Below are 13,856 nucleotides of genomic sequence, written 5' to 3'. Positions count from 1 at the left end.
CGACCAGGTGCCGTCGCCGTTGTCCACGAGCTTGCCGTACTTGGCGTCGCCGGTGTTGATGACAACCGTGCTGGCGTCGGCGCCGAGCGTGTCGTTGGTCAGCACGTTGCCGGTGACCGGAGTGGTGGCGTCTTCCGTGACGGAGGCTGCGTCGTCGGTGGCCACGGGCGCCGTGTCGAGGATCTGGATATCCAGATTGTCGCGATGCGTCTGGCCCGCGAAGTCGGTGACGACCACTTCGAAGAGATCGTGGACCGAGTCGTCGCCGGCCGTGTGGTCGTCGGCGCCGCCCGTCTCCTGGTAGGAGTAGGAGATGGTGCCGGTGGCGGCGTTGTAGCCGGTGACGGTCAGGATGCCCTTGTCGGTGGTGATGACGACCGGGTTGGCGGCGCTGGCGCCGGTGACGTCCTTGCCGCCGACGGTGACGCTGGCGATGCCGGCTTCTGCGGAGACGGTCACGGAACCGGTGATGGTGTCGCCGGAGGCTTCGACCACGCTGTTGTGCGCGCTCGAGACGTTGCCGTCGCTATCCTCGGGAGTGATGACCGGCGGAGCGTCTGTCTGGCCCGTAATGGTGATGGTCAGCGTGGCGGTGCTCGTCGCGCCCTGGGCGTCGGCAACGGTGTAGGTGATCGACGTGGTCGCGGTCTGGCCGTCGTTCAAGTACTGGAATGCGGTGCCCGGATTGAACGTGTACGTGCCGTCGGCGTTGAGCGTGAAGGTGCCGCCATTGGAGCCGGCGACGGGCTTGCCGACATCGGCATCGATGCCATTGACTTGCGAGACATGGAGGGCGTCGCCATCGGGGTCGCTGTCGTTGCCCAGCACGCCTTCGGTACGGTGGTCGACGACCAGGACATTGTCTTCGCTGGTCGTGCCTTGGTCATTGGCGGCGACCGGAGCGGGGTTGCCCACAGTCCAGAGGAAAGTCTGGGAGACGGTCGCACCCGACTTGTCGGTGGCGGTCACCGTGATGAGGTATTCGCCCTTGACGCCCGTATTGGTGTGGTCGGACGCCCAGTTGGCGAACTGGCCGGTGAACGTGCCGGTGGTGGGGTCGAACTTCAGGCCGCCAGGAATATGGTCGACGGAGTAGACCAGGGAGTCGCCGTCGTCGATGTCGCTGAAGAAGCCGGACAGGTTGTAGTTGACGACATCCCCATCCATGTTGTCCTGGTTCTGCAGGGCGACTGCCGTGGGAGCGTCATTGGTGCCGGTAATCTCGACCGTCAGCGTGGCGGAGCTGGTGCCGCCTTCACTGTCCGTAACGGTATAGGTGATCGAGCTGGTTGCCGTCTGGCCGGCAGCCAGGTGCTGGAAGGCGTTGCCGGGGTTGAACGAGTACGAGCCGTCGGCGTTCAAGGTGAACGTGCCACCGTTGGAACCGCCGGTCGCCGTGCCCACATTGCCGCTGGCGCCGTTGACTTCCGAGACCGTCAGTTTGTCGCCGTCCGGGTCGACGTCGTTGGCCAGAACGCCGTTCTGGGCGTCGACGTTGAGCGTGGTGTCCTCGTCCGTGGTGCCGTTATCGTCGGCCGCCGTCGGGGCGGGGTTGGTGACGTCCCAGTTGAATTCCTGGGAGGTCGTGGCGCCGGACGGGTCGGTTGCGGTGACCGTGACGGTGTAGACGCCGTTGTTGCCGCCCTGCGAGGCGGAATGATCGATGGTGCCGGTGATGATACCGGTGTTCGGATCGATGGTCAGGCCGGGCGGCAGGCCCGTCGCGGTAAAGGTGAGCTTGTCGCTGGTATCTGGATCCGAGAAATGGGTGGAGACGTCGTAGCTCACGCCGGTCTGGGCGTCCACGCCCGCCGTGTCGGAAATGGCGGTCGAAACGGGACCGTCGTTGGTGCCGGTGATGGTCACGACCACAGTGGCTGTGGAAGTGGCGCCGCTGGGATCCGTGATGGTGTACGAGATGGTGCTGGTGGCCGTTTCGCCCACGGCCAGATGGCCGTACTCGTTGCCCGGCGTGAAGACATAGCTGCCGTCGGGGAGCACCGTGAAGGTGCCGCCATTGCTGCCGTTGACCGTGACGCCGGCCGGCGTCATCGGACGGCCGCTGACCGAGACGATCGCCAGCGGATCGCCATCGGGATCCGAGTCGTTCGTGAGCAGGTTGCCGCGCACCAGGCTGTTCTGGTCGCCGCGGGCGGCGTCATCCAGCGCATTGGGCGCGTTGTTGACGGTTGTCGGCGTGACCGCATCGTCTTCTTCGCCGGAGGCGCCGGTACCCGACAGGCGGGGCAGCACATCTTCGCCGCGACTGGGGTTCGGGTAGGAGAGGTCCAGCGGAGTGGTGGTTTCCAGAATGCGGGCCAGGCGCACGAAGCTGCTGCCGCCGGCATCGCCGCCGCCCGCCACGATGGCGGCAGTGGGATCCAATTCATCGAACGGGTCGCGGCCGTCACGCAGCGCGGCCAGGAGACGGTCGGAGTCGGTGCCGGAGGGCGGGGCCACCGCGGCTTCGGAGGGGTCGGCCAGGGGCCCCGTCATTTCGCCGTTCACCGCGACTTCGCGGCCTTCGCCGATGACGATCGGCATGCCGTTCTCAACCTGGAGCGAAACCGTGGCGCCCGACGCAGTGACGACGTCGCTGCCTGCGGGGACCTTGCTACCTTGATGCAGTTCGGTCAGAGAGCCGTCGCTATTGCGTATCCACGCGCGACCGGAGATTTCGTTGACGACTGCGGGAGAAGTGTTGGCCATGTTGGTTCCGTTTCAGGGAGTTATCCAAGATGGCCAGATACTAGATTGCGCCGCCGGCGCGGGGTATTGTCCTCAAGGACAGTATCAGGAAGTAATTTTGATTTTGGCGTCGGCGGGAGCGGAAATGCCGTGGACGAGCAGGGCGAGCTGCAGGCGGTCGGTTACACCCAGCTTTTCGAAGACGGCTGACAGGTGGGCCTTGACCGTGCGTTCGGTAATGCCCAGCGCTTCGGCGATCTGCGCATTGGCCTGGCCGCTGGAGGCGTAGCGGGCCACGGTGATTTCGCGGTCGGTCAGCACGCCGCCATCCCACGAGGGCGTGTCCTGGGCGCGTTCCGCAACCAATTTAAGCAGCCGCGATACCAGGGAGCGGCCCATCCAGATGCCGCCGGAGGCGACGACCTCCAGCGCCTGCGACAGCGAAGCCGCCGAGGCATATCCGTGGCAGTAGCCATGCGCGCCGGCACCCAGCACCCGGGTGCCTTGCTCGTCGTTCGGGCTGGGGCTGGCCACGACCAGCTGCAGGTCGGCCAAGGTCGTGGGCCAGATGGGATCCTGCCAGGACGGCAGCCGAGGCAGGTCCGCATCCAGTACCGCCAGCGTGCGGCCCTGTTCGCGCCAGCGCTGCAGGTCGGCCAGGCCGCGCCCGCGGGCCGCCAGCCAGCGCGCCGGGTTCAGGCCGCGCCAATGCTGCCACAACAGGTCGTCGTGCGTAATCAACAGGACAGGAACGGGTTTCATAAAGCCTTGCAGCCCTCCTTTAACGTTCGGTAAAGGCATTCGCCTTGGCGCGCAGTATCGGCTTGAGCAGGTACTGCAGCACCGTGCGCTTGCCAGTCAGGATATGAACCTCCGCCACCATCCCGGGGATGATGGGCAACAGTTTGTCGCCTACCGTGCTGCGGTCGGTACGGACCCGCACTACATAGTAGGAATTGCCTTTCTCATCGGTCACGGTGTCCGCGCCGATCTGTTCCACCTTGCCTTCCAGGCCGCCGTAGATGGCGAAGTCGTAGGCGGTAAATTTCACTTCCGCCTTCTGGTCGGCATGCAGGAAACCGATGTCGCGCGGCAGGATGCGCACTTCGAGGAGTAGCGTGTCGTCCTTCGGCACGATTTCGATGATGTCCTTGCCGGGCTGCACCACGCCGCCAACGGTGTTGTTGAACAAGGTTTTGACGGTGCCCCGGACAGGCGCGCGGACCTCGGCCAGCTTGACCCGGTCGGCCAGCGCCAGCTTGCCCTGGCGCAGCGTCGCCAGTTTCGTGTTCGTTTCCGAAAGTTCGTTGCGGGCCTGGTTGCGGATGTTCAGCTCGGCTTCCTGCAGCTTGCTTTCCGCCTCTTTAATAGAGGCCTGGAAGCGGTCGATCTGTGCCTCGGCGCCTTTTTGCTCACCGCAATAGCGGGCTACGTCGCGTTGCAGGCGCAGCAGGTCCACCTCGGATACCGCGCCGCTCTTGAGCAGCGGCCGGGTCACCTGCAGTTCGCGCGAGGTCAGGCCGCAGCTGGCAGCGGCTTGGTCGCGCTTTGCGATCGTTTCGCGCAAGTCTTCCTGGCGTTGCTTGAGCTGTTCGCGCGCGACGTTGACCGTGGCATTCAGTTCGGTCGTGCGGGCCTGCCACGCATTGCGCTCCATTTCCACGAGCCCCGGCGCCTGTGCCAGGGCTTCTTCCGGCGCGACGAAGGGTTCGCCGGTGGCCAGTGCTTGCAGGCGGGCCGCCTTGGCCAGCAGGGACAGATACTCCGCGTTGTTCTCGCCCAGCGACGAGGCGAATCGCGTGGAGTCGATCTTCAGCAGGATTTCGCCTGCTTCGACTTCCTGTCCCGGACGCACCAGGATTTCCTCGACGATGCCGCCATCGAGGCTCTGGATGATCTGGACCTGACGAGAGGGCACGACCTTGCCTTCGCCACGGACGACTTCGTCGATGCTGCCGGTGCCGGCCCACAGCAGCAGCCCGCCGGTGGCCAGCAAGCTGACCCACAGCAGGATGCGAGAGCCGCGCGCCTGTGATTCATGAATGACCCATTCCGCGTTGCCGACGTAGTCGGAGCGTTGTTGGGGCTTGCCCTTTTCGGTTCCGTCGAGCAGGCGGTCGAAGAAGAACGCGAAGACGCCGCGCAGCTTGCGCCACAGGCTTCCAAACACACCGTGCCGGGTTGCGCCAGGATTGTTCAGCATGGTTTCCTCAGCTTCCCCGTCCGACGCGTCCTTGACGCAGTGCTTCGACCACTTGTTCCTTGGGACCGTCGGCCACGATGTGGCCGTTGTCGATCACGATCAGGCGATCGACCAGGTCCAGGAGGGCAGTGCGGTGCGTGACCAGCAGGATCGTCTTGGTGGCGCTGGCTTCGCCCAGGCGTTTGCGCAGTTGCGCTTCGCTCTGGTGGTCCATATTGCTGCTGGGTTCGTCCAGCAGCAATATGGGCGGATCGTTGATCAAGGCCCGGGCCACAGCCACCGACTGGCGCTGGCCGCCGGACAGGGATTCACCGCGTTCGCCGATCACCATGTCGAAACCGTCAGGGTGCAAATTGGCAAAATCGGTCACGCCCGCCAGGTTGGCGGCCGCCAGGATGCTGGCGTCGTCGGCATAGGGCGCGCCCATCGCGAGGTTGTGTTTCAGGCTGCCATAGAACAGCAAAGGATCCTGCGGCACATGGCCGATGGCGCGGCGCACGTCCGCCGGGTCGATCTGCCGGACGTCGACGCCGTCCAGCAGGACCGCGCCCTCGGTGGGTTGGTACAGCGCCAGCGCCAGCTTTTCCAGGGTGGTCTTGCCAGAGCCGATACGGCCGATGATGCCGACCTTTTCCCCCGGCTTCAGCTTGAAGGACACCTTTTTGAGCACCGGCTGCTTGCTGCCGGGATAGGCGAAGGTCACGTCGCGGAACTCGATGCCGCCATGAAACACCGGGCGGTGGAGGAATTCGGCTTCCGCCGGGCGTTCCACCGGCAGCTTCATGTAATTGTCGATCGACCCCAGCGAGGTGCGCGCGTTCTGGTATTGCATCAGCAGGCCGGCGACCTGGCCCAGCGGCGCCAGGCAGCGGCCCGCGATCATGGAGGCTGCGATGATGCCGCCCATGGAAATGGCGGACTCCTGTGCCTGGTAGACGCCGATAATCACGACCGAGATGGACACCAGTTGCTGGACGGCCTGCACGAACCCGACCGTCGAAGACGAAATCAGCTTCAGCTTGCCCCCGGTCAGGGCAATGTATTCGGTGGCGCGTTCCCAGTTGCGCTGGATGGAGCCCTGGGCATTGAGCGTCTTGACGGATTCCAGGCCGGTCAGCGCCTCGACCAGCGTCGCATTGCGCTGCGACGAAGCCTGGAACGAGGCCATGGTCAGGGATTCCATGCGGGCCTGCGCCGCAAGCGACACCAGCAGGATCAGTACGATGGCGACCAGGGGAGGCAGCACCATCCAGGGCGAGATCCAGGCCAGTGCCAGCAGGAACAGCAGGATGAAGGGCAGGTCGACCAGTGTAGTGATGGTGGCCGATGCGATGAAGTCGCGGATGGATTCGAATGAGCGCAGGTTGGCGGCGAAGGAGCCCACCGATACCGGCCGGCCTTCCAGGCGCAGGTCCAGCACGCGCTCCATGATCTGCGCCGACAGGCGTACGTCGACCCGCTTGCTGGCGCTGTCCACCACATGGGACCGCGCGGTGCTCAGGATCATGTTGAAAATCACGACCAGCGTGATGCCGATGGCCAGCACCCACAGCGTTTCGACGGCGTTGTTCGGCACGACGCGGTCATACACGTTCATGGTGAACAACGGCATCGCCATGGCGAACAGGTTGATCAACAGGGCGGCGATCAGGGCATCGCGGTACAGGCGCCGGTTTTCCATGATGGCGGCCCAGAACCAATGGCGCTCGCGCACCTTGGCGACTTCGGGCGCGCGCGCGTCGAAGCGGAACTGCGGGCGCACAAAACACACCAAGCCGGTGTATTGCGCCGACAACTCGGCTGCGCTCATCTCCATTGAGCTGCCGCCAAGTTCGGGATGGCTGACGACATAGGTGTCGCCGTCTTTCTTCAGCAACAGGCAGGCGCGTTCGCCGTGGAGCAGCAGGATCGCGGGCAGCAGATCCTGAGAAATGCCCTCCAGCGTGCGCCGCACCACGCGCGCGGACAGCTGCGCGCGCGCGGCGGCGCGCGGCAGCAGGGCCGGGGTGAGACGGTGTTCTTCCAGCGGCAGGCCGGCCGAGAGGGCCTGGGCCGTTGCCGTCACGCCGTGCAACCGGGTGATTTCCACCAGGCAGTCCAGCAGCGGATCGTCATGCGCCGCGCGCGCATCAGCGCGCCACTCCCGGGCCGCCATTTCAGATAACTTGTCCATCTTCGTCATCCAGCAGGTCCAGGTGTTCGGAGAGGCGCGCGCGCTGTTGCTTGCGCTGGGTCAGCTTTTGTTGAGCCTGTATAGGCAGGTCGGTCATACGCAAGGTGCCATTGGCGATCAGCGCGTCGATCAAGTCTTCCAGGACGCGGACAAAGTCCGCGTCCAGTTGTGAGAAGTCGTTGCCCTGTTTCTGCATATGGTCTCCTTGCGCTTGCGTCACCTAGGGTTTGGCCTTGGGCGAGTTTACCGGGATGAACGTGGGCGGCAGATTGCCCTCGTTGTATTGCACGCGCACCGGCGCCAGGCGGGCCGAGTCGGGGACCGTCGAATTGCAGAGCTTGATCACTTCGTCGGACACTTCGAGCTTGCCGTTTTCCTCGGGCATTTCGTTGCGGGCGGGCTGCAGCGAAAGCGCCGGCAGCAAGGTGTGAGACAACGACAGCCAGCGGTATTGCGCGAGCTGCAGGTCATACAGCGCGTTGGTCAAGGCGCGGCGCGATTCGAACAGTTCATTCTCGGTGTCCAGCAAGTCCAGCAGCGAACGCTGGCCGATCTGGAACTGTTGGCGATAGGCTTCGCGCACCTTCGTCGTGGCCACTTCGTGGTCGCGCAGGAACGGCAGCTTCTGGTTCAGGCTGGCGACGTTGTTCCAGGCGACGGCCAGGTCCTGCTGCACGTTGCGGCAGGTGTAGTCGCGGATGTCGCGCGCGGCGTAGGACTGCGCGGAGGTCTGGCGCACCCGGGCGGAGTCGGCGCCGCCGCGGTACAGGTTGTAGCTCATGACGACCTGGACGCTGGAGCTCTGGATGTCGCGGTTTTGCGGCGTGGGGTCGTTCTGGTCGCGTCCGGTGGAAGCCACGAACTCGAACTTGGGCGAGAAAGCGCCCTTGGACGAAGCGACGCCGGCCTGCGCGGCCTGCAGTCCGGCCTGCTTGGACAGGAAGCTGGGATTGCGGCGCAGGGATTCGTTGAAGTCGGCCGGCTTGACCGGCAGCTTGCTGGTGACGTCGGGAGTGGGCTGCATCGAATCGGGAGGCAGGGCGCCCGTCACGCGTTGGAAACGCTGCTGCACGTCCAGCAGGTTGGCGGTCTCGGTCATCAGATTGGTCTGGGCCAGAGCCAGGCGCCCGCCGGCCTGTTCCAGGTCGACGCGGCGGCCCACGCCGGATTCGGCACGCTCGTTGATCTGTTTGAGCGTTTCTTCGTGCAGGGTGTAGTTCTGGCGGGCCAGCAATTCCATGTCGCGGTAACGCTGCAGGTCGATATAGGCCTGCACCGCATTGAACGCGGTGGTGTCGCTGGTGGCCAGCAGATCGTAGAAGCGCGCGAGTTTGTCGAAACCCGCTTGCTTGACGTCATTGCTCGTACGGAAGCCGTCGAAAATCAGCTGGCGCAATTCCACGCTATAGCCAGGGCGGCTCCAGTTCTGCGACCCGACGCCGGGCACGTTGTTGCGGTATTCGCGGCCCACATAACCTTGCGCGTTGATCTGCGGGAAAAACGCGCCGCGAGCGACGGCCTGGCCTTCCAGCGAAGCTTGGAAATCGTGGTACTTGGCCTGGATTTCAGGGTTGCTGAGCAGGGTCTGCTCGACGATCTGGTTCAGCGTGACCGCTGGTTGCCCGGCTGTGGGAGCCGATGACTGTGCAAATGCCGCAGGAACGAATGCCAGGGCAAGAACCGAAGTCGTGCTTTTGAGCAAAAACGAAGCCATAGTGATTATTCGCGAGTCGAGTTTAGGAATATGTGGCCGCCATATTGTGTGGAAATGTCAGATTTGACGAGTCAATATTTGTTAATTGTTGACGAAGTTTTCCATTCGGCAATTTGGGGTTCTTCGCGCATCATCTCTTAATTAGCTTGAATTTGCACTAATTTCGCTATATTCCAGATTTGTGATCTGGTTTAATGCTGGATAAATGCGGTTTATTGCGCTTTATTTCGCATATTGGGTGGCCGTGCCGAACAATGATTATATCGGTTTGATAATTTTGTATCTGTTTTAAATCGCCGAATTTGTATCTGTAACTGTTTGGCGACAGAAAATTTGAATGCCGGAAACGGGGCGGATTGACGTCTTGCGATAGTCCAGCATGGTAGTTTTAGTACTAGTATGTAAGGTGCGGTTGTACTAGGTTGAGACCGTGTGCATAATGCGTTCATGCCGCAGTGGCCGGCGCAGCGGATCGGCTTTTCCTCCGCGCGCGGCACGAGCCGGATTGTCTATTTGCAGAGCGCATCCATGGCCCAAACTCTTTACGACAAACTCTGGGACGCCCACGTCGTCCACCAGGAATCAGACGGCACCTGTCTGCTCTATATCGACCGCCACCTGGTGCATGAAGTCACCAGCCCGCAGGCGTTCGAGGGACTGGCAATGGCCGGCCGCAAGCCGTGGCGCACCAGCGCCAACCTGGCGGTCGCGGATCACAACGTGCCGACGCTGAATCGCGCCCAGGGCATCGATGATCCGATTTCCCGCCTGCAGGTAGATACGCTGGACGCCAACTGCGAGAAGTACGGCATCACCGAGTTCCGCATGAATGACCTGCGCCAGGGCATCGTGCACGTGATCGGCCCGGAGCAGGGCGCGACCCTGCCTGGCATGACCGTCGTCTGTGGCGACTCCCACACCAGCACGCACGGCGCGCTGGGCGCGCTGGCCTTCGGTATCGGCACTTCTGAAGTCGAACACGTGCTGGCGACCCAGACGCTGCTCATGAAGAAAGCCAAGAGCATGCTGATCAAGGTCGAAGGCGAGATGCCTTTCGGCTGTACGGCCAAGGACGTGGTCCTGCACATTATCGGCATCATCGGCACCGCCGGCGGCACGGGCTACGCCATCGAGTTTGCCGGCAGCACGATCCGCGCCCTGTCCGTGGAAGGCCGCATGACGGTCTGCAACATGGCTATTGAAGCCGGCGCCCGTTCCGGCATGGTGGCGGTGGACGACAAGACCATCGAATATTTCCGCGGCCGTCCCTTCGCGCCCACGGGCGTGCTCTGGGATCAGGCAGTGGGCTACTGGCGTACCCTGCACACGGACGAGGGCGCCAAGTTCGATGCCGTGGTTGAAGTCAATGCCCGCGATATCAAGCCGCAAGTGACCTGGGGCACGTCCCCCGAAATGGTGCTGCCGGTGGATTCCCGCGTGCCGGACCCCGATCGCGAAAAGGACGATGTCCGTCGCAGCGGCATGGAGCGCGCCCTGCAGTACATGGGTTTGAAGCCCAACACGCCGCTGACGGATATTCGCGTGGATCGCGTGTTCATCGGCTCGTGCACCAATTCACGCATCGAAGACCTGCGCGCAGCTGCCGCCGTCGCGCGCGGCAAGCGCGTGGCATCCAATGTGCGCCAGGCCATGGTGGTGCCGGGCTCGGGCCTGGTCAAGCAACAGGCCGAGCGTGAAGGGCTGGACAAGATCTTCATCGAAGCGGGCTTTGAATGGCGCGAGCCGGGCTGCTCCATGTGCCTGGCCATGAACGCCGACCGCCTCGAACCGGGCGAGCGTTGCGCGTCCACCTCGAATCGCAACTTCGAAGGTCGGCAGGGGCAGGGCGGGCGCACCCATCTGGTCAGCCCCGCCATGGCCGCCGCCGCAGCCGTCGCCGGCCATTTCGTCGACGTCCGCACTTTCCGTTAAGCGTCAAGCACCGAGTATCGACATCATGCAAGCATTTACCACTCACGAAGGCCTGGTGGCTCCGCTCGATCGCGAAAACGTCGACACGGACCTCATCATCCCCAAGCAATTCCTCAAGTCCATCAAGCGCACCGGCTTCGGCCCGAATCTCTTCGACGAACTGCGCTACCTGGACCACGGCGAACCCGGCATGGACAACAGCAAGCGTCCGCTGAATCCGGATTTCGTGCTGAACCAGCCGCGCTACCAAGGCGCTTCGGTGCTGCTGGCGCGCAAGAACTTCGGCTGCGGGTCCAGCCGCGAGCACGCGCCCTGGGCGCTGACTCAGTTTGGCTTCCGCGCCATCATCGCGCCGTCCTACGCCGACATTTTCTTCAACAACAGCTTCAAGAACGGACTGTTGCCCATCATCCTGTCCGAGCTGGAAGTCGCCCGCCTGTTCGACGAAGTCAAGGCCTTTCCCGGCTACAAGCTGCGCGTCGATCTCGACCGCCAGGTCGTGGTGGCGGCCGACGGGCGCGAAATGGGCTTCGACATCGAGCCCTTCCGCAAGTACTGTCTGCTCAACGGCTTCGACGATATCGGGCTGACCCTGCGCCAGTCGGACAAGATCCGCGCCTTCGAGGCGGAACGCCTGGCTCGCCATCCCTGGCTGGAAAGCCGCCCCATCGCCTGACGCCCCATCTCTGACTACAGGATCGTTTTCGTATGACTCACAACATTGCAGTCTTGCCGGGTGACGGCATTGGCCCCGAAATCGTCGAACAGGCCGTGCGTGTCCTGAAGGCGCTGGATGTTTCCTTCGACATCAAGCAAGCGCCCGTGGGCGGCGCCGCGTTCGACGCGTTCGAGCATCCGCTGCCGCCGGCCACGCTGAACCTGGCCAAGGAATCGGACGCCGTGCTGTTCGGCGCCGTCGGCGACTGGAAGTACGACAGCCTGCCGCGCGAATTCCGTCCGGAACAGGCCATCCTGGGCTTGCGCAAGGCGCTGGGCCTGTTTGCCAACCTGCGTCCGGCCATTCTGTATCCGGAACTGGCCAGCGCATCGTCGCTGAAGCCCGAGATCGTCTCCGGCCTGGATATCCTGATCATCCGCGAACTGACGGGCGACATCTATTTTGGTACCCCGCGTGGCGTGCGTTCGTCGCCTGACGGCGCTTTCGCCGGCGAGCGCGAGGGCTACGACACCATGCGCTACGCCGAATCCGAAGTGCGCCGCATTGCGCGCATCGGTTTCGAATCGGCCCGCAAGCGCAACAAGAAGCTGTGCAGCGTGGACAAAGCCAACGTGCTGGAGACCTCGCAGTTCTGGCGCGACATCGTCATCGAAGTCGCGCGCGAATACCCCGACGTGGAACTGTCGCACATGTATGTCGATAATGCCGCCATGCAGCTGGTGCGCAATCCGCGTCAATTCGACGTCATCGTGACCGGCAACCTGTTTGGCGACATCCTGTCCGACGAAGCCGCCATGCTGACGGGCTCGATCGGCATGCTGCCTTCGGCTTCGCTGAATGCGGGCGGCCAAGGGCTGTACGAACCCAGCCATGGTTCCGCGCCCGACATCGCAGGCCAGGGCATCGCGAATCCGCTGGCGACCATCCTGTCCGCCGCCATGCTGCTGCGTTATTCGCTGAACCTGGCGCCGCAAGCCGACCGCATCGAGGCCGCCGTGCGGCGCGTGCTGGCCGACGGGCTGCGCACCGCGGACATCTTCGAGCCGGGCACGACCAAGGTCGGCACGGCCCAGATGGGCGACGCGGTCCTGAAGGCGCTGGCCTGACGTTTTCGGGTTCTGTCTGCCTACTCAAGGGGTGGCCCGGCCGGGCCACCCCTTGTCCATTGTTGCAGCAGCGCCTCGAAAGCATTTTGCACCCCTTGCGGCCCCTATTTTTTATAGCTGCGCCGCAACATCCGCCCGTGCATTCTGATAAATTGTTGAATTGCACGGCTTTTTCCCTTGGACCCTGGTCTCCACACCTTTAAAGAGCGATTGAAATGAATCAAGCAGTAGGCCTTGTCGGCTGGCGCGGTATGGTCGGCTCGGTGCTCATGCAACGCATGCGCGACGAGAACGACTTCGCACTGATCGAACCGGTGTTTTTCTCCACCAGCAACGCTGGCGGCGCCGCGCCCACTTGGGCAAATGGTGCTGGTCCGCTGCAAGATGCCTACAACATTGACGCTCTGAAAAAACTGCCGATCATCGTGACGGCGCAAGGCGGCGACTACACGTCCGAGGTCTACCCGAAGTTGCGCGGCGCGGGCTGGAACGGCATCTGGATCGACGCCGCAAGCACCCTGCGCATGGCCGACGACGCCATCATCGTGCTGGATCCGGTCAACCGTCCGGTCATCGACGCAGCCCTCAAGCGCGGCGTGCGCAACTTCATCGGCGGCAACTGCACCGTCAGCTGCATGCTGATGGGGCTGGCCGGCCTGTTCAACAACGACCTGGTCGAGTGGATGACCTCCATGACGTATCAGGCCGCTTCCGGCGGCGGCGCACAGCACATGCGCGAACTGCTGACCCAGTTCGGTGAAATCAACCAGTCGGTCAAGTCCCTGCTGGATGATCCCGCGTCGGCCATTCTGGAAATCGATCGCGGCGTGCTGGCCAAGCAAAAGGATTCCGCCCTGCCTCACGAGCACTTCGGCGTGCCGCTGGGCGGCAACCTGATCCCTTGGATCGACAAGGATCTGGGCAACGGCATGTCCAAGGAAGAGTGGAAGGGCGAAGTCGAGACCAACAAGATCCTGGGCCGCGGCGCTGCCTTTGGCACGCCAGCCACCCCGATCGACGGCCTGTGCGTGCGCATCGGCGCGATGCGTTGCCACAGCCAGGCGCTGACCATCAAGCTCAAGCGCGATGTGCCGCTGGACGAGATCGAATCCCTGATCGCCGAAGGCACGCAATGGGCCAAGGTCGTGCCCAACACCAAGGAAGCCACGGTTTCCGCGCTGACTCCGGTCGCCGTCACCGGCACGCTGGATATTCCGGTCGGCCGTCTGCGCAAGCTGTCGATGGGCTCGCAGTACCTGGGTGCATTCACCGTGGGCGACCAACTGCTGTGGGGCGCCGCCGAGCCGCTGCGCCGCATGCTGCGCATCGCTCTGGCCGAAGCCTGAGGCCAGAGCGGGCGG

Annotated in this window: 10 protein-coding genes; 4 read left to right on the top strand and 6 right to left on the bottom strand. The window is 63.6% G+C overall.

Going from position 1 to position 13,856, the window contains the following annotated elements; translation table 11 throughout:
• The 6 genes from VCS63_RS28140 to VCS63_RS28115 all read right to left on the bottom strand — a co-directional run.
• On the bottom strand, positions 1-2,709 hold a 2,709-nt coding region (locus tag VCS63_RS28140; protein ID WP_323881675.1), incomplete at its 3' end, for a retention module-containing protein.
• Between the two features lie 84 nt (positions 2,710-2,793).
• Positions 2,794-3,450, bottom strand: a complete 657-nt coding sequence (locus VCS63_RS28135; protein ID WP_042792886.1) for a helix-turn-helix transcriptional regulator — start codon at positions 3,448-3,450, stop codon at positions 2,794-2,796.
• 19 nt (positions 3,451-3,469) lie between these two features.
• Positions 3,470-4,891, bottom strand: a complete 1,422-nt coding sequence (locus tag VCS63_RS28130) for an HlyD family type I secretion periplasmic adaptor subunit (RefSeq protein WP_323881673.1) — start codon at positions 4,889-4,891, stop codon at positions 3,470-3,472.
• A 7-nt stretch (positions 4,892-4,898) separates the two neighbouring features.
• Positions 4,899-7,064, bottom strand: coding sequence for a type I secretion system permease/ATPase (locus VCS63_RS28125; RefSeq protein WP_042792888.1), 2,166 nt, complete (start codon positions 7,062-7,064; stop codon positions 4,899-4,901).
• The gene (locus VCS63_RS28120) at positions 7,048-7,260 is read right to left on the bottom strand and encodes a hypothetical protein (RefSeq protein ID WP_042792889.1); all 213 of its coding nucleotides are present in this window, start codon (positions 7,258-7,260) and stop codon (positions 7,048-7,050) included. The genes VCS63_RS28125 and VCS63_RS28120 overlap by 17 nt, the downstream gene beginning before the upstream one ends.
• A 24-nt stretch (positions 7,261-7,284) precedes the next feature.
• Positions 7,285-8,778, bottom strand: a complete 1,494-nt coding sequence (locus VCS63_RS28115) for a TolC family outer membrane protein (protein ID WP_112965271.1) — start codon at positions 8,776-8,778, stop codon at positions 7,285-7,287.
• 528 nt (positions 8,779-9,306) lie between these two features.
• On the opposite strand from VCS63_RS28115, the gene leuC reads away from it, so the two are divergent.
• The 4 genes from leuC to asd all read left to right on the top strand — a co-directional run bounded on the left by leuC (position 9,307) and on the right by asd (position 13,841).
• Positions 9,307-10,710 (top strand): 3-isopropylmalate dehydratase large subunit, encoded by a 1,404-nt coding sequence (gene leuC / locus VCS63_RS28110; RefSeq protein WP_042796903.1) that lies wholly within the window; start codon positions 9,307-9,309, stop codon positions 10,708-10,710.
• A 25-nt stretch (positions 10,711-10,735) separates the two neighbouring features.
• Positions 10,736-11,386, top strand: a complete 651-nt coding sequence (gene leuD, locus VCS63_RS28105; protein WP_323881671.1) for a 3-isopropylmalate dehydratase small subunit — start codon at positions 10,736-10,738, stop codon at positions 11,384-11,386.
• A gap of 32 nt (positions 11,387-11,418) precedes the next feature.
• A complete protein-coding gene (gene leuB, locus VCS63_RS28100; RefSeq protein ID WP_042792892.1) occupies positions 11,419-12,495 on the top strand; it encodes a 3-isopropylmalate dehydrogenase in 1,077 nt (358 codons plus the stop codon).
• Positions 12,496-12,710: 215 nt separating this feature from the next.
• Entirely contained in the window at positions 12,711-13,841 is a 1,131-nt protein-coding gene (gene asd, locus VCS63_RS28095; RefSeq protein WP_042792893.1) for an aspartate-semialdehyde dehydrogenase, read from the top strand.
• Positions 13,842-13,856 lie beyond the last annotated feature (15 nt).

This window comes from Achromobacter sp. D10, assembly GCF_035282245.1.
GTDB classification, from domain to species: Bacteria; Pseudomonadota; Gammaproteobacteria; order Burkholderiales; family Burkholderiaceae_B; genus Achromobacter; species Achromobacter insolitus.
This window is presented reverse-complemented; position numbering and strand designations above follow the sequence as displayed.

Bases quoted from the DNA above. Each gene is read 5' to 3' on its own strand.
- VCS63_RS28135 (WP_042792886.1), bottom strand. From the start codon at position 3,450: ATGAAACCCGTTCCTGTCCTGTTGATTACGCACGACGACCTGTTGTGG.
- VCS63_RS28130 (WP_323881673.1), bottom strand. From the start codon at position 4,891: ATGCTGAACAATCCTGGCGCAACCCGGCACGGTGTGTTTGGAAGCCTG.
- VCS63_RS28125 (WP_042792888.1), bottom strand. From the start codon at position 7,064: ATGGACAAGTTATCTGAAATGGCGGCCCGGGAGTGGCGCGCTGATGCG.
- VCS63_RS28120 (WP_042792889.1), bottom strand. From the start codon at position 7,260: ATGCAGAAACAGGGCAACGACTTCTCACAACTGGACGCGGACTTTGTC.
- VCS63_RS28115 (WP_112965271.1), bottom strand. From the start codon at position 8,778: ATGGCTTCGTTTTTGCTCAAAAGCACGACTTCGGTTCTTGCCCTGGCA.
- leuC (WP_042796903.1), top strand. From the start codon at position 9,307: ATGGCCCAAACTCTTTACGACAAACTCTGGGACGCCCACGTCGTCCAC.
- leuD (WP_323881671.1), top strand. From the start codon at position 10,736: ATGCAAGCATTTACCACTCACGAAGGCCTGGTGGCTCCGCTCGATCGC.
- leuB (WP_042792892.1), top strand. From the start codon at position 11,419: ATGACTCACAACATTGCAGTCTTGCCGGGTGACGGCATTGGCCCCGAA.
- asd (WP_042792893.1), top strand. From the start codon at position 12,711: ATGAATCAAGCAGTAGGCCTTGTCGGCTGGCGCGGTATGGTCGGCTCG.